This is a genomic window from Paenibacillus sp. 23TSA30-6 (assembly GCF_014858585.1).
In the GTDB taxonomy this organism is placed as follows: domain Bacteria; phylum Bacillota; class Bacilli; order Paenibacillales; family Paenibacillaceae; genus Paenibacillus.
Genome location: NZ_SLTL01000044.1, coordinates 1 through 26966, shown reverse-complemented (window position 1 = coordinate 26966; position 26966 = coordinate 1). Strand labels below are relative to the sequence as shown.

Annotated in this window: 17 protein-coding genes; 13 read left to right on the top strand and 4 right to left on the bottom strand. The window is 37.9% G+C overall.

What is annotated here, in order from left to right; genetic code table 11:
• Positions 1-320: 320 nt before the first annotated feature.
• From E0698_RS27180 to E0698_RS24480, 4 genes are all read left to right on the top strand, one after another.
• A complete protein-coding gene (locus E0698_RS27180; protein ID WP_238354139.1) occupies positions 321-617 on the top strand; it encodes a hypothetical protein in 297 nt (98 codons plus the stop codon).
• 171 nt (positions 618-788) lie between these two features.
• The gene (locus E0698_RS27175) at positions 789-1286 is read left to right on the top strand and encodes an Ig-like domain-containing protein (RefSeq protein ID WP_238354138.1); all 498 of its coding nucleotides are present in this window, start codon (positions 789-791) and stop codon (positions 1284-1286) included.
• Positions 1287-1519: 233 nt separating this feature from the next.
• Positions 1520-1645, top strand: coding sequence for an SHOCT domain-containing protein (locus tag E0698_RS27545; protein WP_268794278.1), 126 nt, complete (start codon positions 1520-1522; stop codon positions 1643-1645).
• Positions 1646-1735: 90 nt separating this feature from the next.
• Positions 1736-3358 carry a recombinase family protein gene (locus E0698_RS24480; protein WP_192513207.1) on the top strand — a complete coding sequence of 541 codons (1623 nt, stop codon included), beginning with the start codon at positions 1736-1738 and terminating at the stop codon, positions 3356-3358.
• Positions 3359-3386: 28 nt separating this feature from the next.
• Here E0698_RS24480 and E0698_RS24475 read toward each other — a convergent pair whose 3' ends face one another.
• From E0698_RS24475 to E0698_RS27170, 4 genes are all read right to left on the bottom strand, one after another.
• Complete coding sequence (locus E0698_RS24475; RefSeq protein WP_192513206.1) at positions 3387-3674, bottom strand: hypothetical protein; 288 nt, start codon at positions 3672-3674, stop codon at positions 3387-3389.
• Positions 3675-3955: 281 nt separating this feature from the next.
• On the bottom strand, positions 3956-4360 hold the full coding sequence (locus tag E0698_RS24470; RefSeq protein WP_192513205.1) for an Imm7 family immunity protein: 405 nt from the start codon (positions 4358-4360) through the stop codon (positions 3956-3958).
• A gap of 14 nt (positions 4361-4374) precedes the next feature.
• Positions 4375-7473 (bottom strand): restriction endonuclease fold toxin, encoded by a 3099-nt coding sequence (locus E0698_RS24465; protein WP_192513204.1) that lies wholly within the window; start codon positions 7471-7473, stop codon positions 4375-4377.
• A gap of 924 nt (positions 7474-8397) precedes the next feature.
• A complete protein-coding gene (locus E0698_RS27170; RefSeq protein ID WP_238354137.1) occupies positions 8398-8517 on the bottom strand; it encodes a putative holin-like toxin in 120 nt (39 codons plus the stop codon).
• 355 nt (positions 8518-8872) lie between these two features.
• Between E0698_RS27170 and E0698_RS24460 the strand changes: the two genes are divergently transcribed.
• The 9 genes from E0698_RS24460 (at position 8873) to E0698_RS24420 (ending at position 26964) form a co-directional block, all read left to right on the top strand.
• The gene (locus E0698_RS24460) at positions 8873-9745 is read left to right on the top strand and encodes a DUF4007 family protein (RefSeq protein ID WP_192513203.1); all 873 of its coding nucleotides are present in this window, start codon (positions 8873-8875) and stop codon (positions 9743-9745) included.
• Positions 9742-13182: a hypothetical protein gene (locus E0698_RS24455; protein WP_192513202.1), complete on the top strand. Its 3441-nt coding sequence runs from the start codon at positions 9742-9744 to the stop codon at positions 13180-13182. The genes E0698_RS24460 and E0698_RS24455 overlap by 4 nt, the downstream gene beginning before the upstream one ends.
• 20 nt (positions 13183-13202) lie before the next feature.
• A complete protein-coding gene (locus tag E0698_RS24450; RefSeq protein ID WP_337916450.1) occupies positions 13203-13997 on the top strand; it encodes a hypothetical protein in 795 nt (264 codons plus the stop codon).
• A 292-nt stretch (positions 13998-14289) separates the two neighbouring features.
• Positions 14290-16365, top strand: coding sequence for a sensor histidine kinase (locus tag E0698_RS24445; RefSeq protein WP_192513201.1), 2076 nt, complete (start codon positions 14290-14292; stop codon positions 16363-16365).
• Positions 16366-18369: a hypothetical protein gene (locus E0698_RS24440; RefSeq protein WP_192513200.1), complete on the top strand. Its 2004-nt coding sequence runs from the start codon at positions 16366-16368 to the stop codon at positions 18367-18369.
• A 701-nt stretch (positions 18370-19070) separates the two neighbouring features.
• Positions 19071-22469, top strand: a complete 3399-nt coding sequence (locus E0698_RS24435; protein ID WP_192513199.1) for an RNA dependent RNA polymerase — start codon at positions 19071-19073, stop codon at positions 22467-22469.
• 164 nt (positions 22470-22633) lie between these two features.
• Positions 22634-22831, top strand: a complete 198-nt coding sequence (locus E0698_RS24430; RefSeq protein ID WP_192513198.1) for a hypothetical protein — start codon at positions 22634-22636, stop codon at positions 22829-22831.
• 19 nt (positions 22832-22850) lie between these two features.
• On the top strand, positions 22851-24689 hold the full coding sequence (locus tag E0698_RS24425; RefSeq protein WP_192513197.1) for a DNA primase family protein: 1839 nt from the start codon (positions 22851-22853) through the stop codon (positions 24687-24689).
• 952 nt (positions 24690-25641) lie between these two features.
• Positions 25642-26964 (top strand): DNA modification methylase, encoded by a 1323-nt coding sequence (locus E0698_RS24420; protein WP_192513196.1) that lies wholly within the window; start codon positions 25642-25644, stop codon positions 26962-26964.
• The last annotated feature ends 2 nt before the right edge of the window (positions 26965-26966 follow it).

The following is a 26966-nucleotide window of genomic DNA, read 5'->3' as shown; positions in this document are numbered from 1 at the left end:
TTGTGCAGTATTTTTATGAACTACGGCGTAGCACTCTATGAAAATAAATAACTTGATGGGGGCACGTCATGTCAGGGGTGTTCTCACTGAAGCCATGATAGAGACTTGAAAAAAATCGGGGAAAAGGTTGAATGGAGAACGGGGCAAATCCGCTTCCGTCATGTCTTTTCCCTGTTTTTTTATATCCGAATATATTCTGAAAATAATAATGTCGTTGTCTTGCTCCGGTTTGACAGTTCTAAGCCACTGAACTACACTAAAAATGAATGGATTATTCATTATTATCGCTGTAAGCAGGATTTTGGTTTGGAGGTGGAGGAGTGACAAGGAGCCTAGAGCCGATGATGGGTTTCTTTCTTCGAGAAAAAGGTGAGCTTGTACATATCAACGGTGTAAGACAGCTTGCTCTGATTCGAGATGCGGCAAATAATATTCAAAACACCGATGAAAAAATCATTCGAGCAGCAACACCTCTACACACAAGAGATATCGTGGATTATCGTTATGAACGATATCTGATCACTAGTCAGGTGGATCGAAATGAACAGTCTTGTCGAGGCAGAATGAAAAAGTGTAATAACGCCTTTGAACTGGAATGGACAGGTGACATGGTTTGATGCTGTGGTAGAAACCAGAACGTTTTCAATGGAAACAGGTAAAGTTATCTCCATGCCAGAGGGCAACATCCTGATTACCGTACAAGACAATACAGATACGAGGGAATTACATTAAGCCAACGATTCTACATTACTCATCAGCTTTTTAAAATAGTTGGAATTGACCGCACGATGAATGGCATCATCCAGTTAAGCTGCACATTGGATAGCATAAATACAGCTTATGATGACGTGGAAAATAACATTGCAGACCGATGGGAATATGAGATTGCTCATACATATGCATTACATATCAATCAGGGAACGATAGCTCATGCGCTGCTCAACGAAACGTTATCTTTGAATGTAACCACTACGGATAATGGGAATGAGATAGCCAATCCGACGATTACCTATATATCTAGTGACCCAAGTGTGGTTAGTGTAGATCAGCAAGGCCAGGTTATGGGTATCGCTTCGGGACAAGCAAGCATCACCGCAAAATTAACGTATCATCCTACAATATTGAGTACGATTGAAATGAGAGTCGTCGAAACGGGAACGCATAACTATTCGATAGCCATAACTGGAAACCCCATGCTCAAAACAGGCCAAAGCGCCTCATACGTCAGCCATATCTATGATCATGGAGTGGAAGTGTTTGAACAGTCTGTAGAGTGGAGCCTATGAAATCAAGATGATTCGACTCCTACTAAGGGAAGCATAACAACCAGCACAGGAAATAGCGTAACGATAAAAGCAGGAAGCAGTAGTGGGGAGAACAATAAAGCCCTTGTACTGACTGCCACCTTAGTAAGCGATCCTAGCATGACCGCAGAAAAGAACATTAGCCTTAAGAATTTATTCTAAGTTTTGGCTTGCCCTAGAGGTGAGCCATTTTTATTTCAAAGGAGCACATACATATGCAACGAAAATCTATTGATTATCTACTGAGTCTAAGCCTATTGAAGCAATTGAGATCACAAAATGTAATTACAGAAGAAGAGTTCATAGCGATTGATGAGCTTAATAAAAAGTCTTTCAAATAGCTATAACATGGGCAGAAATGGACTTGATGATGTGCCAGAAGCATTATACCATGTGACCGTATAAAGAAGATATTGAAGGGAGAAACACCTATGGCCCAAGCCGCAACCGCAAAAAAAGTCGTCGTCGTTCCCATTAAAACGATGGACATCGTAGAAGGAATTCAATCTATTCAAAAGAAGAAAGTCGCTGCCTATTGCCGAGTCAGTACAGATTCCGAGGAGCAAAAGGAGAGCTATACCAATCAGGTCAATCATTATACCCAATACATTCAAAACAACTTGGAATGGGAAATGGCTGATATTTACGCCGATGAAGGGATCACCGGAACCAGCACCAAAAATAGAACACACTTTAACCGGATGATACAGGATGCTCGAAACGGTAAACTGGATCTGATTCTGGTCAAGTCGATTTCGAGATTTGCTAGGAATACACTGGATTTATTGAAATATGTACGGGAACTCAAAAGTCTAGGAGTGGCTGTATTCTTTGAACGGGAGAATATTAATACACTGGATACCACAGGTGAAGTATTGCTGACCATCCTAAGTTCCCTTGCCGAAGACGAGAGCCGGAACATTTCCGAAAATAGTCGATGGGGTATATTACGTGGCTTCCAAAACGGCAAAGTCTTCTGCAACACGAATCGCTTCCTCGGCTATGATAAGGATGAACATGGTGAACTGGTCATTAATGAGAAGGAAGCCGAGATTGTGCGGCGTATATATGAGGAGTATCTGGACGGAAAAAGCTATCAGGCGATTGCTAGAGGATTGATGCGAGACCACATTAAAACAGTCACGGGTGGCGATACGTGGTGGGATTCCTCCATTACCTTAATTCTGACCAATGAGAAATATTACGGAGCTTTGCTTCAGCAAAAGACGGTAACGGTAGATTTTCTAACCGACAAACGAATAAGGAATAAAGGACAGGAGCAGCAATATTTAATTGAGGACAACCATGAACCGATTGTATCCAAGGAAATATTTGAAGCGGTGCAAAAGGAAAAGGAACGGAGGGCCAAGCTGAAAGGGAGTGTGATGGGGGATAGTAAAAGATACTCCAGTAAATATGCACTCAGTAGCAAAGTATATTGTGGATGCTGTGGGGCCATTTTTAAACGCCGAACCTGGAACAGCAATAATCCATCCAAAAAAGTGGTATGGCAATGCAAAACGTATGTTAATGAAGGGAAAGCAGCATGTGATGCCAAATCAGTCGATGAACAAGTTTTACATTCCGCGTTTGTACGATTGTTCAATCGGATGTATGAGAATAAGAAAGGATTCATTAAAACGCTGAAAGCCAATATTGAATCAGCACTTTCCAGCAAAGTAGAGCAAAAATCGTTATTAGACATCGAAGGACAGATGCAACAATTGAAATCCGACCTGAAGGAGTTAGTGAATCTCAAGCTGCGAAATCAGATTGATGAGGCCGTATATGAAGAAGAAACAAACAGACTTTCCACTGAACTCAACGAGCTACGGCAACAGATGCTGACATTAGAGGAGGAAGAGGACCAGAAGGAAAAAATCAAGGAACGTGTCGATGAGATGATTCAACTTTTAAGCTCACAGAAAGATATACTAGAACAATTTGATGATAGCCTATTTAATGCGTTGGTGGAGAAGATAACCATTCTCTCACCAGCGCATTTTGTTTTTACCTTGAAAAGTGGAATGAGCATAGATGAAATACTGGACTAAAAAAATCATAGACTAAAGTGATCTAAAGCTAGCGAGTAACTGTGGGTTGTATGACGGGAAGGATCAATCGAATCCCGTCTTTAACTCCTTCCATATAGATGGACTGTTTGTCATGGCTTAACTGGTAGCCAATTGCTTCTTCCCATTCGGATAGTAGTTGCTGAATATCCTCGTTTTGGTTAATTTTGAATTGATCCATTTGAGTGAATAGATTGTTGTCCTCAGATGAACATGAAGCCTGTTGTTCACTAGCTAGTTCTAATTGATAAAATCGTTGGCGTAACGCTTCTTGAAACCAATCTGGCCAATTTGACATAGTGAACTTCCCTCCCTTAGTCGTTTGAGTGTGTGTATGTTAACTCTGATGGGGAGGGATGGCAAGTCATTGTTTTGTGCAGGGAAGATGGATTATTATGATTTTTTTACCTTTTTATTTTGATTATACAAAAAAGCTCATTCCTACTCATGATTCAAGTTGGAACAAGCTTTTTAAAGTTCATCAAGTGTTTGTTAATTTGTTCAGTGTTTGGTTTGTTGGTGGTATTGCACTCTTATTGTCGGAGTTGTAAACGTTAATAGCTCTACTTCAACTCTATGTTAATCTTCATAGTCATCTTCTACTTTAGGTATGAATGGAGACAAGAAAGGGTCTGTGTGTTCAGTCAATTCACCTCGAATTAATGTATGAACCCTAAATTCATTAAATAGTTTCATATCATCACTATCCCTTACATATAAAATTCCATATGAGCCGGGAGCAAACTCACCTACTTTTTTTAATAATTCTATGGGATTATGTTTAGCTGTAGGTTTATGATTATTAAGACCTGCTATCCAGAGTTGAAAATCTCCATTTACGGCTCTTAAATCCAAAACGCCAGAAGGCCAATCTAATTCATTCAAAAAGTTCTGTATCTCTTGAATGACTAAAATTAATTTTTCATCATCATCTTCAAATGAGGAACTTTCTCTAATGGTTGCCCACCCGTGATACTCAAACATTTCTTCTCATCCTCTCATGGTATAAGGGGTTTAGTATCAATAATTATTTCTACACCATATCTTTCGGCATATTCTTTAAGTTGTCTTAGCACTCTATCATCAGGCTTACCTTCAAAGTGAAAGTACGCTTTTCTGTTCGTCTCAATTGCCGCTTCAATCGTAGCTTTCGCTTGTTTTCTAAATTGCTTATCTAAACTGTTCAACGGTGGTTTGGTTTGAGCAATGTACTGGTCGCTTACCGTATCAAACTCACGTCCCTTAGGGTCATTGCTAAATTTAACTCTGGATTCTCCACCTAGTTTTTCTGCTAACATATCAGCTGCTTCATCTTCCTTAGGAACCTTTACTAATTTCCCTGAATATTGTCCATTATTTGAATTTCCAGTTTTAGCCGTACCTTCAGGAGGCTTGCTCGAATTCGGTAGTTTAGGCGACTCTTTAGGTTTGCTAAAATTTGCCCCATTATAAGTCGGCGAATCATTAAACTCATCAATCGGCCTGTTTATACCTGGACCACCTTTTGGGTTGGGCTTTACAGGTGGCTTCTCTACAATAGGTGGCTGGTTAGGTCTAGCAGAAGGCCTTCCGACCGACTCCATACCGATACGAGCTCCTACAACCCCATAGGTTGTTTCCTCAATTAAATCGCTTAGGCCTGTCCTCTCCATGTAATCTCCAGATTTTTGTCCGATGAAGCCCTGATTGTATCGAGCAATGAGTGCATCCATTTTCTCTTTGTCCAACTCAATAGCATTTGTTGAGTCTACCCCCATAGCTACTAATCCATTTTCTATGGCATTTAGGGTTCCTTCATCCCATAGTTGTGTTCGCTTTGTGTTGACGATGCGCTGGATGGCAGCCATTTTATTGGGGTCTTTGATATCATACAGTGATAGTTTGCGCTGCATTGTAATTTCAGTGCGTAGTGCTTGCTCAGCTTGCTTTAGCTTACCTTCATCCTGCCACCAGTTGGCTGTAAAATAATCAGTTTGATTCCAATATGAAGTATACTCCCTAGTTTTTCTTTCTCTCCATAGTGCAAGTTTTGGATTCTCATGTTTCTGTGTTTGCGCTGCCTGAAGGCGTTGTTTTTCCTTATAATCCCTGAGCATTTTATCTCGAACACTTTTAGGAACTTGCTGATAGGCATGAGCCATAGCATTAGACTCTTTCAGCAGGTTTTGAACCAACTCCAATGGGCCACCGGAATTAGCCAAATGACGCGCACTCGTATATACTTTACCTAAAATCCACTTGCTATAATAGGCTTGTCTCGCATGCTCATGCTCATATTGACTAATTAACCCTTGCATCGCTAAACCAGCCAAGTGTTTCAGGGGATGTAAGCCCGTTTCTTTACCACTGCCTTCAATAGTAGGAGTTCCTTTACTACGAATAGGGATGGCTGCGGTTGCTTGTAACACCGTTGCCGCCACTTTACCTGCTGGCCCACCAACAGTATTCAACATCACATTGGCTACGTTCCCCACTGCTGGAATGGAGCCTAACAGTTTGGATATCGTCCCCATCAAAGCATTGGCCTTTTGAAGCGCTGCTGGAGTCGTAACTTTTGCTTTAGGAGTAGGGGCTTGGCTGCTCTTGGCTGTTGCGGTTTGTGCAGCCTCATATGCTTTGATGCTCATTAACGGCGGTTCAGGTACAGGAGGGAGGTCGGCTACGAAAACAGGAGCTTTCACCGTCCCTTCCTGATAAATCACTGGAGCTTTGGTATCTGTCTCACCATCCAGCACCATGCTACTGGCCCCACCTTTTAAGTATAGCGCCGTGCCAGCTTCCAGTGATAGTTCCTCACCTGCATTGAGCTTCACATGACCACCCTGAATCTGCACATTCCCCGGACTGTTAACGGTAATGCCACCATCTTCATTTAGTGTAATTGAAAATCCATCCGAGGTGGACAGGGTCAGTTCTTGCTCAGACATTTCTATGCCGCTTCCTTGCACATGTTGCCATACCTTCACATTCGGTTGTCCATTTGCGTGGCGTTGTTGTCGGAGCGAATCCGTCACATAGGCATCCTGTTCACGGTGTGTAGGCAGATATAGTTCGACTTTTTCCCCGATTTCAGGCATATCGTACCAGCCACTATGTTCTTCGGCTACATATCGAGTCGCTACAGGAAACCAACAGGCTTTAGCTAGATCTTGCTTCGGGTCGATGTCGAGTTGAAGCTGTACGAAATCCTGTTGTATCTTGAGCACCGTTCCTATCAGCGAAATCCCGGTGGCCTGATCGTTTTCATACCGGGCATAGCGAATATTTTGTTCCGCTTGGAGATCATAACGGGTACGCAGTAAGCCATCCTCTAACCGTGTCACTGCCCGAACCACGACCAGTTCTTTGCCTTGTCCAATGGGTAACGTGATAAGGTCACCTAGAGCGAAGTATTGTAGACTTTCAATCGTATAGGTGACATACGATCCAGCACGTTCCCCTGGTTTTCCCGTATCTAGCTCATGAAACGTTTTCCGTACCCGATAAAATACATCCCGCTCCACCTTATACTGCTTGCCTTCTGGCATCCCAAAGAAGACCTTGGGCGAAGCTGCGGTTACCTCTGGCACAAGTACGGAGCCAAAACGGGAAGCAAGACGCTTTAAAAAAGCCCAATCGGTCTCCTCATATTGTAAAACAAAAGTATCCAGTTTGGCATAATTAGTTACGGTATCAATGGCGTCTCCATACTCATATTTACGAACCATCGAGGTGACAAGATCATCATAAGTGCGGTGAATATCTTGATAGGAACGTTTTTTCAGCTTGATATCCATTTGATAGGAATGGGAAGCGGCCTCCAGTTCAAAGGTATATACTCCACGTGTGCAATTCACAGACATTTGCGTAACGATCCCGTGGAACAGTCTTCTTAGCGATTGTCCTTGATCATCCAACTGACGAATCACAATCGGCTCTTGCTCCATATTTTGTCCGATGCATGCGGCTCCCTGTTCTTCGGAGAGCATACCACTAATATGTAAAAAAGTATGATCATTAATGGTACGTGTTATTTGAAGTTGATCGATGTGTTGCGGCTGAAAGGGGCCATAAAAGCGTAGGCTTTCATACCCGATCCCATCTGATAATATGCTCAAGTGAGTTTATAACTCCTTTCTAGATGTGATGGCTGATTACAAAAGTAAAGTGCAGCATTTTTAATTCGAGTCTGACGAATAGAAGAATTGGATGAATACAACTTTGAGTCAAGACCCATATGTATCACTGAGTTTGTTGGGTATAAAGTTACGAGATGTGATATTTAAATAACAGTCCAGCATATGTATTTATCGGTTAAAAGAGAGATTTAGTTTACAGAATGACCCATTGGTTGGGGTATTTACTATGTGTAATACTGGAAGCTGGAGGTGTGAGAGGGAAGGAAGCTGGTAGTAATTTTGAGCAATTGCTTTTCAAAGTGAGGAACGGGGCTGATTTCATCGTGATTATGGATTCGGGTAAAAAAGGGGGTGTTGTGTGAAGGAGCGGCTTTTGATAGTATAGGTAATATATATAATAAAAAGGAATATATCCCTTTCGCTGTCTCGACACATGTGGAGTGCGTGGTAGTAATATATCGAGATAAGAAGCATTGATGTACGAGGGTTTGAGAGTAATTTGAATATGTTCCTGCATTCAGAAAATCGCTTTAGGGTTGAGTGCGGGAATATATATTTTTTACCTACATAAGGCATATGGAGTGCGTAGCTCAGATGGATTTTATTCGGAAAAGGTTAGAACGATGTAGTAGGTATAAAACGGGTAATAACATATATTGATTTTTTATTGGGATTATGTGGATGATATGTGACGGCGAGATTGTTCGTAAATAGAGTAGCAGTTAAGAAGGCAGGGAGTTCATTTTTACCGGTGGCTGTGGTACACTGAAGTCATTAAAGGTGTAAATTGCATAGTGAGCCGTGCTAGTAACACGACTCTCAGCACAATAGCCGCTTGAAAAGTGGTCGGCTTCAAGAAGGTTTTCTACAGAAATAGGTCGCATCCCATTGGCACAGGGCGGCCTATTTCTTTGTGTTACTGTTAACCGCTACGACAATGGACACGACCAACGTCAGCAGCACGATAATCAGCGCATCGAAGCTAATCATGAACGTCAAAGCGCCTTTTTTAACCAGAGGCAACACCTCTCCCCTTCCGAGAAGTGCGCCGACCGCTCTTGCAAGCCTATTCTATTGTTCTGTGATTATACCATAAATAATGAGTTATTTTATTGATAAGGGGACAAGGAGGAGTGCGTGATAACAATGGAACTTTTAAACTTTATATACAAACATCAATGATGGATTGAGATTTTTGTAAGTGTACATAGGTTTTGTAAGAGGAAAATGATTGAAGAATTATACGGAATTATTTATAGTAATATAAAGAACGTATGTTTGTATTTTGGTGATTGTGCAAGTAAATCAAGTGATGATTTATTATAAATGGTAGATGTGATATAGTATCTGGAGAAGAGTCTCCAGAAATCGTGAGGTAATGAAAATGGGATATGGACAGCACCAAAGTTTCTATTTACGAATTAATTGGTTAAGAAAAGCGATCTTAGAACTTAGAGATGACAATAGATTTCTTTATCGAGATGATGCAGCCGAACAAATTGGATTGGGTAAAAATATGGTGCAATCACTGCGACATTGGGTAGTTGCAACCGGAATTGTTGATATGAACAATAGAGCGGAACATGATATTTCTCGATTTGGAGACGTTATGAGCGAGAATGACCCTTATATTGAACTGATTGATACTGCTAGCATTATTCATTACCATTTGGTTGATGATAGGGAACCATGTACCGCGTGGTATTGGTATTTTAATATGTATGAGAAGAAATCTTCATTAAAGGATGAAGTTATTAATGACTTTGTATATTGGTTAGAGAAAAATGAGCCTAGGAAGCCATCAGTCAACTCAATAAAAAGAGATATTGACTGTCTAATTCGATTGTATTGCGATAAAGGGAAAAACGACGACCCGGAAGATGTTATTCAAAGTCCTCTTAGCGTATTAGGCTTGCTTCAGGAAGAAAAATCTCTTATTACAAAGAGAAAAATGAAATATACAGATATTGGGCTCGCCGCGCTAATGTATACCTTATTGTGTTATAAAGATCGCTTCGAGGTAAGTCAGTTGTCTGTTGAAGAGATTCAAAAGAAAGATTTTTTATGGGGGAAAGTATTCCATCTCCCAAGGAATGAAGTTATTAAGGCACTTGATGCCTTAACATATCATCCGTATCATCCAATTAAATTTGATAGAACTAATCGATTAGATACTATCCTGTTACCTACAGTGGAGCCGCTTGTCTTTCTTGATGATGAATATAAAAGGCTTAGAAGGGAACGAACATGATTGTAGAAAAAACTTACTTTCAACCAAGTATTAATATTCGCTTTGATCTTGGGAAGTCCGCATTATACGAGCGATATCTTCCAACTCCATCACACATAGATTCTACGGTAGGTATCTTAAAGGGTATCTTAGAGGAAGGGATTAGATCCCATATCATTGTAGGATCATACGGATCAGGGAAATCGCTTCTCGGAACTATTTTAGCAGGAGTCTGTTCAAATGAAATAGAGGATCAACTTTTTTATTCATTGTTAAGTAAATTTCAGACAGTTGATAATCAAATTCATAAACTTTTACTTGATGTAAAGAAAAAAAATGTGACATATATTCCCGTTATTTTGGGTGGAGAAGAGATAAATTTTAAGCAAAACCTTCTAGCTGCCTTGTATACGACTCTGAATGAAAAAAAACTTGATTTTACCCAGCCATTTATTGTTTCAGATATTTTAAATATAGTTAAAATTTGGGAAGAAAAATACAAGACTACATTTGATGAGTTTTCAATTTTGCTAAAAAAGAGATCTTGGACATTCGAGACCTGGAAAAAAGATATCGAGAAAGTTAACGTTAAGGCTATTGACTGGTTTAAAAAGATTTATCCAACACTGACATCTGGCTCGAAGTTGAATCTTAACTTTGATAAAGATTTAATTACTCAATTGGAGTACATTACAAAAGAACTCAGAAAACGAAATCTGGGTTTGTTTATTGTGTATGATGAGTTTGGTCGGTTCTTGCAATCACTTCCTTCAACTGCTATACACGAGACAATGCAGGATCTTCAGGATTTAGCCGAATTTGCAAACTCCGATTTGGGAAATAATTTGAGTGTTTTACTAATTACACATCGGAACTTAAGTCAATATGCACTCCGTTATAACGAAGAACTACAAAAAGAGTTTCAAAGAATCGAAAAGCGTTATAGCACTTATTATACTAAATCTGATTCAGCAACCTTTATTCGATTATCAAGCTTTGTTACAAAAGAATATCGTGAAGGTAAAAAACTGAATTTAAATGAAAATGTTAAGGAACTTCGATATTTCAATTTATTTCCTGATTTAAATACATTTGAAATTGACTCCTTGGTTATCAAAGAGTCTTATCCGCTACACCCAGTTTCTTTATTTGTATTGCCACCTTTAGCTAATATCACCGCTCAAAATGAACGAACCTTATTTACTTTTTTGGAAAGTGATGAACATGGTGGGCTAAAAGCATACTATTCACAGCATGAAGATTGGTACCGAATTGATACTGTTTTTGACTATTTTGAACCTTCATTTAGCGAATTTGAATCAGATTCGCTGGTTGGCCAGTCGTATATGCTTTATCAACGTTTACAGAAGAGAATGATTGAATCGAACATTCAAAATGATGAAATAAAAATAATTAAGCTTTTGACTATTTGGAGTTTAGCAGGTCTTTATTCGCAACAAGATCCAAATGAAGATTTTATCTCATTTGCTTTCTCATGGTCAGATGTTTATACAAAGCAAGTATTAGAGAGTCTTGAAGCTAAAAAAGCCATCAGATTTAATAATGCTCTTGATCACTGGGAATTATTTGAAGGAAGTAGTATTGATGTTAAGGCAGAAGCTGAAAAAAGATTGCAGCTTAACCCACAAAATAAAAGGCAGAAGATGAGCCTCTTACATTCGGTACTTCAGCAGAAATATATTCTACCTAGAAAGTACAACGATGAAAAGAGTATCACTCGTTTTGCGCCAATTGTTCCAATATATTATTCGGAATTAATGGACCTAGTAGAAGTGCAGTCTTTTATCATTCATCAAAAAGAATCAGATGCTGTTATCTATTATGTTTTTAATGATGTTGGGTTCGAGCCTTCTTTTTTGTTGGAGCAGTTGAAGGAAGAAAGTATGAAAGAGGAGAAGGCACTTTTTGTTGTTGCAAATGAGGCATTTTTTCTCGATCGTTTCTTAGAGACGTTAGCAATGCTAAAACTCATGCGGGAAGATAGATATTTCACTAGTCAGGATAAGTTCTTATATGAAGAACTAGGTGCGAATATCAGTCAACTTATTTTTAAAATAAATGATGTGATTAAACCGATCAGTCGTTTGCAAAATAGCACATGGGTTTATCAGGGGAGAACATACTCCTTTAAAAGTGATATAGAGCTAAGCGTCTTTTTGTCTGATGAGATAATGAATAGAATTTACTATAATACTCCAGAAATAAGAAATGAGTCTTTCAATCGCAGAACAATTACAAAAGTACAAAGAAAAGCAGCGATTGACGTTCTTAATGAGATCCTTAAGTTTCATAATACTAATGCTATTTGTATAAAAGGATTTGGCCCTGAATATTTAATTTATGCTACGGTTATTAGACGGAACCATATAGACTTTAATGATCCTAACATTACGGATAACGATAATTTATTGGCTTTAAGGGAGCAATTACTAAGAATTATTCATCAAAGAAATGGACGAGTTTCTGATCTTGTGGATGTATTTGAAGCTCCTCCATATGGAATCAGAAAACCCGTAGTTCCGTTAATGTTTGCTTCGTTGTTGTATCACGAATGGAATTATCTTATGTTTTATCATAATAGTATGGTTAACAATAAGGTAGATGGAGATCTGCTTTATTACATGGTAGAGCATCCAGAACAATATTCGTTTAAGTATATACCGTTCAATTTAGCTTATAATGATTTGGTTAAGTCAATCAAGATAGTATTTGCAGATTTTGTTCAAGAAGAAGATGAACGCTTGCATCCTGCACTATTTACAAATCATATTTTGTTAGGATGGTTGCGTTCTCTCCCTCGTATAACTCAAAACACACAACAAACGTCTGAACTCACCAATATATTCAAGACTTGTATTCGCGAGGGTGAGGTTCAACCAGACATTTCTTTGGAACGTTTGAACGAATTGTTTGGTAATGCGAATAAGCATGATGTGTTAATGAATTTTAGGATAGAGTGTGAGGAATATAATGATCAGCATAAAAAGCTAATTGAAGAAAAAATTTATCATACAGTTGGTGTTACCACCTTTGAAGAGTTGAAAAGATGGGCTTATGGAAAGGAAGCTATTGTCAGGGCAAGCAATGTCTTTGTAAAATCTCTTATTGCAGCTGATGCACTAAATTGGGTAGATACTATATGTGAGAAAATTGTGGGAGTAAAAAGAGAAAACTGGTCAGACACAACAGATCAGTTGTTTGTATCTCAGATTAAAAGCAATCTTGAAAGCCCGATAAATCAAGATCATCTCGAATCATATTTAGAAGTAAAAATTGGAGATGATTCATTCGCAATTCAAAAAGCTGATCTGTCTGAACAATCCCAGGCACTTTTGAGATCTACTAAAGCAAACTTTACGCAACTAACGAGAAGAGTTCCAAAGACAGAAATACAGGTTATGCTGATTGAATTATTGAAAGAATTCATAAAAGACTGAACGAAGAGTGGTGGGAGATTGTGAGGAAAACCAAACATATCGCTATGTTTAGCGGAGGTGCTGCTAGTGCATATGTAGCATACCTAATGGTACAAACGCATGGATTGGAAAATTGCTTGCTTTTCTTTACAGACACATTATGGGAGCATCCTGATAACTATAGATTTATGTATGATATCGCTGATTACATCGGAATAGAGTTCAAACATGTTATGGATACACGAACACCAGAGACTGTTTTTACAGAGACCCGATTTTTGGGTAACTCTCGCCTTGCTAAATGTTCATCGGAATTAAAAGTTAGACAGACTGTACTTTTCATTGAGGAACTTCGGGATGAAGGATACGAGCCGATTCTTTATTTTGGTATTGGCCCTCATGAAAAACATAGGCAAGAAAACTTGACTGAATTCTATGCGCATCAACCGCTTGAGCCAGTAGAAACCAGATTTCCTCTGATTGATTCTAATCTTAAGGATAAAAACCTTAAGGAAGTAATAGAAAACGAATGGAAGATCAGACTGCCTGAGATGTACTACTTGGGATTTTCTCATGCCAATTGCGGTGGTCGTTGTGTCAGGGGCGGACTCAATCATTATGAACACCTGTATAAAACTTGGCCGGAGGTATATATCCAGCAAGAAGAGATGGAGAATCGGCTTAGAGAAATGCTTGGTGATGTTACCATATTAAAAAGGGATGGGAGCCCCTTGACGCTTAAACAGTATAGAGATGAACTGGAGGCAGGTATCTGTAAGAAGAATATGAATCCAGAAGATGACGATACAGTGCCTTGTGTTTGCATTTTCAATTAATCAAATTTTTTTTCGATTTCTATCAGGGGACTTCTCAGTTCACTCTTACAAAGTGACTAGGTAGTCCTGTTTTTTTGTAGAAAAAAGAGGAATTATCTGGAGAAGTATAGAATCTATAACTAAAGAACTATCTCACTCACCGAAGTCCAACGACAAAAGTCACGAATGACAAGCATCAAAATGAAGTAATTGATTGTGAATTTATAGTGAAAACTTATAGTGGTTCACAATAAGCCTATTTATATAAAATTTATTTGAAGAAAGGATGGGTACTTTGTCCCAATTCAGACCTATGGCTCGAATAATTTCTCATTTAGGTGAGAGGTTAATTAGCAGTAGTAAAGTAGCTCTTTTAGAATTAATAAAAAATTCCTATGACGCAAAATCAAAGTTTATAGAAATTACCATAGATCAAAATAAACGGGAATTGGTTATATATGATGAAGGTCATGGCATGGATAATAAAACAATAGAAGATAATTGGCTTGTAGTCGGTACTGCTAATCGACTAAATAATAAAGAAGATCAAGAGACTGATGACATCCCTCTTGGAGAAAAAGGGTTAGGTCGGTTTTCTACGATGAAACTAGGCAATTATTTGGTATTAGAAACTTCAATGGTTGATAGTAGGGAAATATGGAAATTAGAGGTTGATTGGTCTTCTTTTGGTTACAAAAGTAATAAGTTCTTGGATGAGATAGAGAATAAATTATATTCTGAACCTAAAAAAGAATTAGGTAAATCATTTACTAAAATTACTATTCGCAATTTAAAAGATTTTGTTGGAGATGATTGGGATGAGATGAAGATAAACGAATTTATATTTTTAACAGCTGGGAAATATATAAATCCATTCCTAGACTTGCCAAGAACATTTGAAATTAAATTAGTATTAATAAATAAACATGGGAAAGTGACTAGAAGTAAGGTAGGAGATAAAGATTTAGTTTTATTCAGACAGGCTCATCATGAAATTGAAGGTAAGTATGATAATGGGAAAATAACATATGGTTACGTGGTGAGAAGAAAAGGGCAAGTAGTGGAATCGGGGAAAGATGCAATTTTACTGGATTCGAAAAATGTTGTTTTAGATAAAGATCAGGAAGGCTATATAGGTAACTTTTCTTTTCGCTTTTTTGTATTTAATCGAAGTAGACTGAAAGAAATAACGGGATTTGAAAATACTTCTAGAATACGAGAGGTGTTGAATCGATATACTGGAGGTCCAATGATTTTTAGAGATGGATTTCGTATATTCCCTTATGGGGAATCAAGCGATGACTGGTTAGAACTAAATAAACAAAAATTTCGTAAAGGCAGAACAAGTATCATTGGAGAACAAACAGCAGGATATATCTCACTCAATTCTAATAAGTCTCCATTTTTGGTGGATCAAACGAATCGAGAAGGATTGGTAAACAATAGATCTTATGAGAATTTTCGTCAGGTGATTTTGAATGTCTTTTGGACACTGTTACAAATACTAATTAGAAATGATCCAAAGGAAACTTCAAAGACAATTACTCAAACTGCACGAGATTCAGTATTAAATATAGAAAGTGTAGTTAATAAAATGCAAAAATCAGGAAGAATCACAGATAATGAAGTGAAATTAATTATTAACGATTCGAAAAAAATAGAAAAAGGTATCAAAGAAATTAAAAGAAGAGAACAGGCATTGGTAGAAACAGCCGCAATTGGCATGACTTCAATGCAAATTGCACACGAAATACACAATTTTCTTCACAAAATCATGTCAATTCTGTATCAACTGAAAGAAAAATCACAATCAAGTCAAGATTTTGATTTACTAGAAATGAATCTAAAATCTTTAAGAACAATGGTTTCGCAAATAGATGAGCAAGCTGTTACTTTGCGACGTGCAAAATCATCTGTAAATTTAGTGAAAGAACTACAATTGATTGCTAATACCATGCGGTCAGTTGTGGAAAAATCAGAAACAGCAATAAAGATATCAGTGAAGTGTAATCTTGAACAGTTAAGAGTCAAGGTGAATAAGGGTTTGCTTATTCAATTATTTGATAATTTGATATTAAATTCAATATATTGGATAGATTCCTTAAAGCCATCTGATGGAACCAATTTAGGAAGAATAGAAGTTGAAATATATGAAGATGGAACTGTGTTGTATTATGATAACGGACCCGGAATTTCTAAAAATGATGCTGAAGCAATATTCGAACCCTTTTTTAGCAGAAAAGAAGGTGGGAAAGGGTTGGGATTGTTCATCTCCAGAGAAATAGCAGCATTTCATAACATCAGTTTTGAACTTCAAGATATGACTAATTCTTTAAATCGTTTTTATTGTTTTAAATTAGACTTTTCAAGAATTGTGGAGGATAGATAAATGGAAAGAATGGAACAACTACTATCATACCTTAATATCGAGAAAATCTTAGTGATTGATGATGAGCTTTATCTAAATTATGAGGAGAGACTCGAGCCTGCTAAACTTATTATTGAGCAATACAAAGAAGAGCAAAGCTTTAAAGATTTGTTTCTTGAAATATTAGAACCTGAAGAAATTGAAAAAATTATTGAGTATGGTGAATATGAGACTCTCTATGAAGAGGAAGAAAAAAGAAATAAGGTTTTAGACATAGTAACAAGACATAGTGCAAGTATGTTCAAGGGTAGTGCGTATCATATGTTGGAGAAAATAGAAAAATACTTCCCTGACCTAATTGTCCATGGTCTTTCTGATCCACGATCTCAAGGAGAACATAAAATTGCTGATTTTGATTTAATTTTTATGGACTATGAATATGAACATGAATACACTGCATTGCGTGCTTTAGAAACATTAAACCTTAATAGTACCCGAATTAATTATGTTATATTTGTAAGCGCAAGAGATACTTTTGTTCATACTGATGGTAAAAGTTATAGTATGGAAGATTCTGAGATTAAACAGAAGCTATTTAGAAATATTAGAAGTGATAACTCTAGTAGATTCACAGCATTATTAAGTTATATAAACAAAAAAAATACCGTGGAAGACAGTTCGTATTTTCCAGAAATATATCATAATTTGCTTGAATTTGAATCAGGAAAAATAATGGTAGATTCTATAAATTCTTTGACTGGATTGCTTAATGATGGGATCGAACAGGTCAGAAAAAATCTTATGCTAACAAACACAAAAACTATGAAGGCATTAATTACTGATAAATTAGAAGTTGAAGGTGTCTCGGAAACTAGTTATCTAGTTGATTTTTCATTATCAATGGTAAAAAATTTAGTGAACGAAAATATTGAAAGATTGAAAAGTATTCATGATAGTCTTAGTAAAATTCATAGTTGGCCAGGCGAAATTTGGGATTACGAAACGGATCAGCACATCAGAGATTTGAGGAAAATTCAATTGTTTGATGAATTTGTGAATAAAAGATTCGAGCCGATAATGTTTGGGGACACATTTGAAATTGAATATGAAGGAGAACTTACCAAGGCTGTACTTGTTTCTCAGGTGTGTGATATGGTTGTTAGAGTGTTAAAAAAGGATACCGATCCTAGCCGAAACGAAAAAATGGTGACTCTAATTCTGCAAACAAAAACTCCGGGTAATGGAGCCAATATTTATAAAAATAGAATTGGAAATGAAGAAATCTACTGGGATATTCGAAAAAAAATGTTAGTACCTTCGGAGTTACTTGATTTTTGCAGTACAAATGATGAAGGGAAAGCCACTATATTATTTAATAAAAACCTAACAAGGAAGTTTTCTTGGAGCAATCACTATCACTTATATATTAACAAACTGAATGAAAGCAAAAGTGCTCTTTTCTCCAAACTTTCCGATGGTATGCAATATATATCTTACGATGGAATGTCTTACAGAATGACTAAGGAACCCGATAAAGCCAATTTTTTCATTAAAAGAATCGCAAGACTAGATAGCGGTATAACCAGTCATATTTTGAATATGAATGTTACTAGTCAAACGCGCGTTCCTCTATTTTTAGATCCTTCCAATGATATTTTGGATTTGAAAGAAATGGAAGTTAATTATAGTGGAAAGAAAACAGATGAAATAAAAATTTACTATTACAAAAAGAACGCATACATTGATTTAAACTCATTAGTTCATTGTATTGAACAAACTGGAAAAGAAAACTTTAAGGCTTTTAATGATGCCTTAAATGAAACTATTAAAAAAAATATTCCATCTAAGTATTTTTTGTTAAATGATTATTTCGAAGATAAAAAACTTTTAGCCATAACACCTGAAGTAAATGAACGCTTACTGAAGCTTGGATTGAGAATAATAACTAAGCCACAAAAAATGTTAGCTACAATAGATTTAGAAGAGCTTGATGAGGTAGCAGTAGGAAGAGAAATTACTCAATAAAATTGACTTTTTATTTGGGATTTTCTAGGTCGAGTGAGCGTAATGCAGATATCAAAAACTGCTGATACGGATGCCTATTTGATAAAAGAGCTATTTGCAGACTAAGATAACGAATCTGAATATAAATCTTGGTATAGTATAGGGAAAATATAGGAAAATAGGAATTAGTATAAATCGGAAAAAGTTATTAAAAAACATACACAATTATAATTTAACTGATTGAAATATTTAGAGCCCCTTCTTTGCGTCGGAGCTTTGGATAGCTTTTTATGATAAAAAACGGGGAATACTTTCTAGTCTATTAAGGAACTACATAGACTAACTTCATCCGTGCTAGCCACACAGGGCATGTGGAGAGCATCCATCACACGTTTGGTGTATAAGGGTTTAGAGTAAGTAGTGTGGTTGGGGACGTGAGCTATTCACGTCCTTTTTTTATGCCTACTTAATTGTCGAGTACATTTCCATCTGATGAAGATCAATAACCCTTCCTGCGCTCTTCAAAATATCCAAATCGGTCAATCCTTGAATATATTCAATTCCCTATGAAAAACGTCAAAATCCTAAATACTCTCCTTGAAATACAAACGTATATTCTATATAATACATACGAACGTATGTTTCTGAATATTTCAGAGAGACCCAACAGGATGGAACGTTCACAACCATATCACTCAAACCAACAAACAGGAGGCTAAAACTTGTCCAGTAATCCAACACGAAAACAATACCAAATCAAGTTGTTCCACTTTAACGAGATCACTCATGTAGGCAATCAACTTTGTGCGCCACAATCCAGCACTCGTACCATCACTGTATCCAACAGTATCTATTTCGACCAACTCAAGCGAATCGTAGCAGTACGTGATCGTTCCACCGATGTTAACGAAGTCATCTTTATGCTCAAAGCTGATCAAATTGACGAAGATGATCCAGCCCAACTTGCACTGTTTAAACGTATGCTGCGAGATGGCATCTATTATAATGGAGAAAAATATGTCCGTTCGATTAAGTCACCTGTGATGGGACGTACACAGCGAACAGAATTTATTCGGGAAAAGTATGTTGCTGATCTTTATAAACAAATTACACTCGGTAAAATGCCACCACTCACCAACATCCATAAGTGGGAAGCAGCACTTGGTGTGAGTCGTTCAGCAGCACAGTCTGTTCCATATATCCCTCGTATTGTCGTCATTCCCGATTATGAAAAGGATACGATCATCGAAGATGTATGGAAAGTAGAAAAGTGTGCTGAAGATTTGGAGCAGCAGAAGTTGATATTCGATGAACAGATGAAGCAACGTGAATATTTCAAGGCGAAGAAAGAATTAAAACCAACTAAGGAACAATTACATAAGTTAGAACGTATACCGAATAAAACGATCTCGTGGAATGGTCGCACGAAGTCTGTTCCTGATCAAAATGAATATAAAACTTTCAATGGATGGAATAAAAAGAATCGTCGAGTGAAGCTAGAAGCAATTCCTTTCTCTGCTCGTTCAGTTATGTATAATGACGAACTATATCCTTGCTATTCCATCGAGCAAACGGAAGAAATCCCAATCATCACTATTAATGAAGAGTCCATCGGTTTCAAGCGAGTCGAGTATCCAAAGTATGAAAATAAGAATGTCCAGTTTTTTGATGGTCAAGGTTTAATGAGCTTCCAGTTTGCAGAGCGTATTGGACAACACCTGAACCTATCCTATTCACCCAATGCAGTTCAGGGAAGACTACCATATATCAAGGGTAACTTTATCCGATTCGATCTGATGAAATGGTTCAAGGAAAACAACGTGACAGAAATAAAAGATGTTTTCGGTGAATCACAGCCGATCATCGACAAAGAGGGTCGTCCTATTGATCTCATCCTTACCAAATCCTGCTTCAAAGCATGGCATCAATACAGTGAGGAACAAGCAAAGCCCAAGTGTTTGTTTGAAAATATAACAGAATACGAAGAATTGTTGAAAGTACATAATCATAATCACTTTTGGGTAGCGAATTATGCGAAACCAGCGTACCAGATGAACGCCTACACACCACTGACATACCAATATATTCATGCGTTGAATCTTACACTGAACGATTTATATCAATTAGCTACGCCTCTAATGGATGTCATCAAACATGTACTATATGGGCAAAAGAATGACGTCCATGGAAAGTGGCTTCGAGATATTGCGTACACGAAAGCGTTCCTACATATGCTAGTCCAAGAAGACGATGAACCCAAAGATGTAGATGAAGAACCCGATGAACCTGACGATGAAATAGAACTTGGTCAGAAGAAAGAGTTTATCAATGAAATTATCCAAGCCATCGATTTGAATGAACTCATGCTGTATGACGGTAAGGTTCGCAAATTTATCGTGAAGCAAGCCATGTTGAAAGTACAGGATATGTTGAAAGGTCGTATCCCGATTCGTGGCAGCTACTTTTATCTAACCAATGATCCGATTGCGTTTATGCAGTATGCCAGCGGAAAAGCAGTAACAGGTGTGTTAAAGAAGAAGCAGGCTTTTATGAATCGGAAACGTGGAATGCATGCTTTATTCCGATCACCGTTAACGATATTTAATGAAGTCGGTAAGTTAGATTTTGTACAAGTACATAACCGATATATACGTCATTTAGATAATGTGATTGTGCTGAACTGTTGTGATTTAACACTCGCAAGACTTGGACTCGGTGACGTGGACGGGGATACGGCTCTCTGTACCAATGATCCCACCATACTCTCAGCCGTGATTGATGCTCCTACAATCATCAATGAGGATGATAAAAAAGTAGCTGCTCCTGTACCGAATAATATGGATAGCATCGTCAAGATGGAGCTAAAGAGCCTACATAACCTAACGGGTAGATGTACGAATGTGAATACGTATTTTCAGAATCTGGCTTTGGAGGAAGGAAGCCTTCAAGCACGCGTTTTGGAAAACTCAGTCCTCAAATTTCTCCAAGGTCAAATCATTGATGCGACCAAAAATGGACTGGAAGTAGAGATTCCATATGTGCTGGATCGTCTGGCTATCCAAATGCCGTATTTCTTTCGTTTCGTGAATGGTGGTAAAGCGGAGGATTATCAGTACTCGACGAAATCACCGTTTAATCAATTTTGCGTTGTGGCAGAAAAGTATATAGATGAAAAGTTTAACATGAAAGATGGCAAACTGGATCAGTCGATTTTGGGCATCGAGAGTACGAGACAATTGTTACAGGATATGAGCAAGGTAAGCCAGCCGAAGTTTCTGAACTATCTAGCTCGTATTGAACCGCTGTATAAAGAATACAACGAGCAGAAAAGTCCTATTAATCATTGCCAAAAAGAATTTAACGAACTAAAAAAATGGGAACGGGATAATGATACCCGCAAAGCAATTAGTGCAGAATACGCCAGGTTAAGAGAAGAATACAAAACTCAGTGTGAAGAGATCTGTCCGTACCCTTCAATACTTGCGAGTGTAGCTGTGGAAATCGCATATCAATCCTACAGAACGTACTCCTTTGCATGGCTGTTTGTAGATGGGCTACTGGAAAATCTGAAGCAGCTTGAAAATGTTTTGAAGAGGGAAGTACAAAGGGTGAATCGGCTTACTAATTGGAATATAGAAAGCAAGGAGCTTACCGTTCAAGCTGGCATCGCTACAATAGATGATCTGGAGTTTCCATTCCATGTGCCGGATGGTGTGTATTCATTATCTGAAATTATGGGACAATTCTTTATTGGGCATGAAGCTGAGAGGGAAACCGTAGTACAAACCAGTAATACGCCTTCTCTGTTGGACGAGAAAAGTACAAGACGAACATTGAGAAATTACTCACTTGGCTTCAGCACTTTAAAAAAGTCGGAGGAAGAATCGCAGTTAGTTGCTGACCAGGTATTGGGCAAGAAATTACAGATTCAGGTGGTCGAGTACCGATATGTTCATGTAGTAGATGAGCATGGAGAAAGGAAATGTATAATTCCACGAGATCAGGCCATTCATCGAGATGAGGGGTTATCCTTACTGGATTTTGATGGAGCGGCAATTGAATTTTTAACTATTGAGAAAGTAACGAAATCGAGCTTTAAGGCTATAGTCCATATCCAATAAATTGAATCATAGTGTGTCATGATAGGCGCCTGTTAACACGGGCGCTTGGGTGACAGCTGATAAAAGGGTGCGAGCTTAACTATGCGGCTTGTCAGCCGGTAGAGAGGGATGTGGGAGGAATTTACCTTTCACATTCCAATCACTTATATATGAGGAGGTCAGATATGGATAGCCATACAATTGTCATTACCCAGTCTCGGATGGCAGGATGGTTGATGTTTAATCGGTTTTATAAAATGGATGAAAAAGTAGATTTAAAGGATTCGAATCGGAAAGTATTTATATTCAAGGATTCGCCTCCGTTAAGGAAAGTCATGGAGCAATATAACGAATTTAAACATGTAGTCGATAACATCTATTAATAAGGGGGATCATAACAATATGACAACAGCTTTACAAAAGCACGATGATAAACACAAGTATTATACTGACCAATTCACCATTAACGGAAAACGGGTGGATGTACGAAAAAATAGCAATAGCAAACAAGTAGAGGCTTGGATAGATGGTATGTGGAAGCCGATTACCAAGGAAGATGTAGATAAGCAGTATCGGATACAGTTTGAATATTCTCCATATGAATTAGAGTTTTCGTATAATGGTGGTAAAACGTGGTGGACATATACGGACGATAAATATATGACCGATTCGGAACGAGCGTATTTCAAAAAGGAGATCGCGTTTTTTGAGAATTGGGAGCTTGAACAACGTATTGAAGAGGAAGAACGGAAAGCGAATGATCCTGCATATCAAGAGTGGCTTGCCGAACAATATGAAGAATGGTTAGCTCACGAGGAAGAGTATTATCGGAGTCAAAGAAATTCTAAGCTTACATCTCATGTGGATATTCCAGATGTGTTCAAACGCGATGATGAGTCAGCAGGAGAGAATTCCCCCAAATCAATTGAGCCTAATTATATGAAATATTTTGAGATTCATGGAACCCATAAGAAATTTCAGCCTATCTGGTACGGCAAAGATATTTTAGATCAGCATATGAAATGTTTTTCTGACGGTACGTTTTTGTATCGGTATGATCAGGGGGTATATGTCAATGATGGTGAGCGTCACCTGGAGCAATTATCCGTTACCCTGCTGGACAATGAGTTTCGCCATAGTCGGATTAAGGAAGCACGTTATTACATAGAGGCCCAAAGTTATATTGCAGGAACCCAAATGAATCTGTTGGACGACTATATTAATGTGAAAAACGGTTTGTTGAACTGGAAAACGGGAGAGTTAAGGGAGCATACGCCTGAGAGACGGAGCACCATTCAATTTCCTGTCCTATATGATCCTACGGCCAATGATCCTGCTATGCTTCAGTTTATCGAATCTGTGCTTGAACAGGATACGCATGCAACTTTATTTGAAATGATCGGATATTTTCTGATCCCCACCTTGGAATATGAAAAAATATTTTTATTCACAGGTACGGGAAGTAACGGGAAATCGGTATTAATTAAAACGATTGAAGCCATGATAGGCAAGACGAATATATCGAAAGTTAAAATTCAAGATTTAGAAGGAGACAGATCAAGGTTTAAAATTGCTGAGTTGTATGGAAAGGTGCTGAATTGCTTTACAGATATCCCTGCGGATGCATTGAACTCTACAGGTAACCTCAAGGTGCTTGCTAGTGGTGAAGGATTAAACGCAGAGAAAAAGGGGAAAGATCCCTTTAACTTTGAGCCGTTTTGTAAATTGTTGTTCAGCGCCAATGAGTTGCCGAAAAGTAGTGATAACAGTGACGGATTTTTTAGAAGGCTGACGGTGTTTCCTTTTACTCGAAAATTTACGGATCAACAAAAGGACACGAAGTTAATTCATAAATTGACGACTCCATCCGCTTTATCGACACTATTAAATTATGCGCTTGAGGGATTAAGACGACTCGAACAACAAGGTGGATTTTCATATTCACAAACGATTAAGGATCAAGTTAAAACGTATCAAATGGAATCGGATACCATTATGCTGTTCATAGATGAAGAATGTGAAATTGAAAGTGAAGGTTCAAAACAACATGAAAGCCGAATCGAATGCAAAAGGTTGTATGCCAAGTATACTGTATGGTGCAAACAAGGTGGATTTAAACCTGAAAAGGTGACTCAATTTAATAAGCATCTCGATGCAAAACTTAAGGATAAGATTTACCGGAAGAAGGCCAAAACAATAAGTGGCAGCTCAGTTCCCTTTTGGTTTGGTATCAAAAGTTGAATGTTTCCTGTTTGATACATTTGTTTCCTATCCGTTTTCTGTTTTGATTACAATTGGAAACGGAAAAATGCTTTGTTTACATAGAGAATCATGAGTTTGTTTCCATGTTTCCTGTTTTTTTAACTCTTGAGAGAAATACATATAATAATATTTGATCGAATATTATGTGCTGGTGAGGAGTGTATATATGATAAGGAGTGCTCAAAACTGGAAACATGGAAACAGCTTTTAAAAATCCGCTATTATATTGGAGAAATTGAAGTGAAGATAGGAATTCGGCGTTATAAAATTGGAAACAAACTGATGGAGAATAGGAAACATGTTTGTATATGATGGGCTTTTCAGCCCGTAGAGAGGAAGTGATGGAATTAAATACATACATTTTAGAGTTAAGGGATGATTGGAATTGTGCGAAAAGTGAACTTAATTAGCCGTAAAGGGGTTGGGTGTGGGAGGGGAAACGGCGGCAGGCGATACTACCGTTTACGGAGCGTAGCGAAGTGGTTTTATCGCGGTTTTGAGTTTCCCCTATCCCACGTATAGACCATACATAGATTCAGCAGGATTCATGGACAATTCAGAGTCATATTATTAAATGGCTGTATTTATCGCTTTAAAATTTTCGTATTTCATATTGAATTTTATCTTGCTAAATATAGACTGATATCTGCAAAATTTTAAACCATATGAATTAGAGAAGTTGAGCTTTCAGAGTTTGAGTGTGTCACGTGACACAATGAGCAGTTTTACAATTACAAATTAGGCTACACGGGAATTCTGGCTATTGGCTAGGGTTCCTTTTCATTTTAGAGAGGAGCAACAATATTGTTATTAATGTTACAAGCAATAATCATAGAAATATTACGATTTGTTACTGCAATTGGTGTGTTTTACACCTGGATTTGGGTTGCAGTCTTTTTAAAAGAGAGTTTAGAAAGGGGGATCAAGTGGATTGGAAATCAAATTCGTAAACGTAGAAACGTTAATTCCGTACATAAAAAACGCCAGAAATAATGAGAAAGCTGTAGATTATGTAGCAACGAGTATTCAGAGTTATGGATTTAAAAATCCAATTCTGATTGATAGTAACAATGAAATTATAGCAGGTCATACTCGTTTGTTAGCAGCTAAGAAGATTGGACTGAAGGAAGTCCCAACTATATTAGTCGATGATTTAACGCCTGAACAGGTCAAAGCCTTCAGAATAGCCGATAACAAAACGGCTGAGTATGCAGATTGGAATTTTGAATTGTTGGCGCAGGAAATGGAAGAATTAAAACTGGCTGATTATGATCTTTCTTTAACTGGATTTGATATGAGTGAGTGTGAGAAGTTGCTGGATACATTACATGAAGATACAGTGGAAGACGAAGATGATTTTGATATAGAGGAAGCATTACCTGAGCATCCGATCACTCGTAAAGGTGACATTTGGCTACTTGGGAAGCATAGGCTCATATGCGGTGACTCGACTAATCAGCAGGATATTGCAATGTTGATGGATGGCAAGAAGGCTCATCTCATTGTAACTGATCCACCTTACAACGTGGACTATACAGGTAAGACCAAGGATGCATTGAAAATTGAAAACGATAAGATGGATAACGGCCAATTTTATGATTTCCTATTAGCTTCCTATACTCGAATGTATGACGTTGCTGATGATGGAGCAAGTCTATATGTATTCCATGCGGATAGTGAAGGCTTGAATTTTAGAAAGGCATTTATTGAAGCTGGATTCAAACTGGCCCAGTGTTGCATATGGGCTAAACAAGCCATGGTACTCGGTCATTCTCAATATCACTGGATGCACGAACCCGTATTATATGGTTGGAAGCCAACTAGTGGACACTACTGGAACAGTGATCGTAAGCAAACAACCTTGTGGCAATTTGATCGCCCCTTCCGCAATGAGTATCATCCCACGATGAAGCCGATTCCCTTGATTAGTTACCCGATCAAGAATTCCAGTAAGCTTGGTGATATCGTATTTGATCCATTTGGTGGTTCAGGTTCAACGTTGATTGCTTGTGAGGAAACGGATCGGATTTGCTATACGAGTGAGCTTGATGCCAAATATGTAGATGTGATTGTGAAGCGATATATTGCCCACGTTGGTAGCGATAACGATGTATATTTGATTCGGGATGGTAAGCAATATAGCTACCAAGAAATCGTTGCTGAGTCGGCAAGGTCAGAGTGGACTACTGTCAATAGAATGGACACCCAAAGTCGAGAATTTCAAGCGGGTTTTCGGTACAACCGTTCATACTGATT

Excerpts from the sequence above, each read along its gene's own strand:
- E0698_RS27175 (WP_238354138.1), top strand. The coding sequence starts at position 789 with ATGAATGGCATCATCCAGTTAAGCTGCACATTGGATAGCATAAATACA.
- E0698_RS27545 (WP_268794278.1), top strand. The coding sequence starts at position 1,520 with ATGCAACGAAAATCTATTGATTATCTACTGAGTCTAAGCCTATTGAAG.
- E0698_RS24480 (WP_192513207.1), top strand. The coding sequence starts at position 1,736 with ATGGCCCAAGCCGCAACCGCAAAAAAAGTCGTCGTCGTTCCCATTAAA.
- E0698_RS24475 (WP_192513206.1), bottom strand. The coding sequence starts at position 3,674 with ATGTCAAATTGGCCAGATTGGTTTCAAGAAGCGTTACGCCAACGATTT.
- E0698_RS24470 (WP_192513205.1), bottom strand. The coding sequence starts at position 4,360 with ATGTTTGAGTATCACGGGTGGGCAACCATTAGAGAAAGTTCCTCATTT.
- E0698_RS24460 (WP_192513203.1), top strand. The coding sequence starts at position 8,873 with ATGAAAATGGGATATGGACAGCACCAAAGTTTCTATTTACGAATTAAT.
- E0698_RS24455 (WP_192513202.1), top strand. The coding sequence starts at position 9,742 with ATGATTGTAGAAAAAACTTACTTTCAACCAAGTATTAATATTCGCTTT.
- E0698_RS24445 (WP_192513201.1), top strand. The coding sequence starts at position 14,290 with ATGGCTCGAATAATTTCTCATTTAGGTGAGAGGTTAATTAGCAGTAGT.
- E0698_RS24440 (WP_192513200.1), top strand. The coding sequence starts at position 16,366 with ATGGAAAGAATGGAACAACTACTATCATACCTTAATATCGAGAAAATC.
- E0698_RS24430 (WP_192513198.1), top strand. The coding sequence starts at position 22,634 with ATGGATAGCCATACAATTGTCATTACCCAGTCTCGGATGGCAGGATGG.
- E0698_RS24425 (WP_192513197.1), top strand. The coding sequence starts at position 22,851 with ATGACAACAGCTTTACAAAAGCACGATGATAAACACAAGTATTATACT.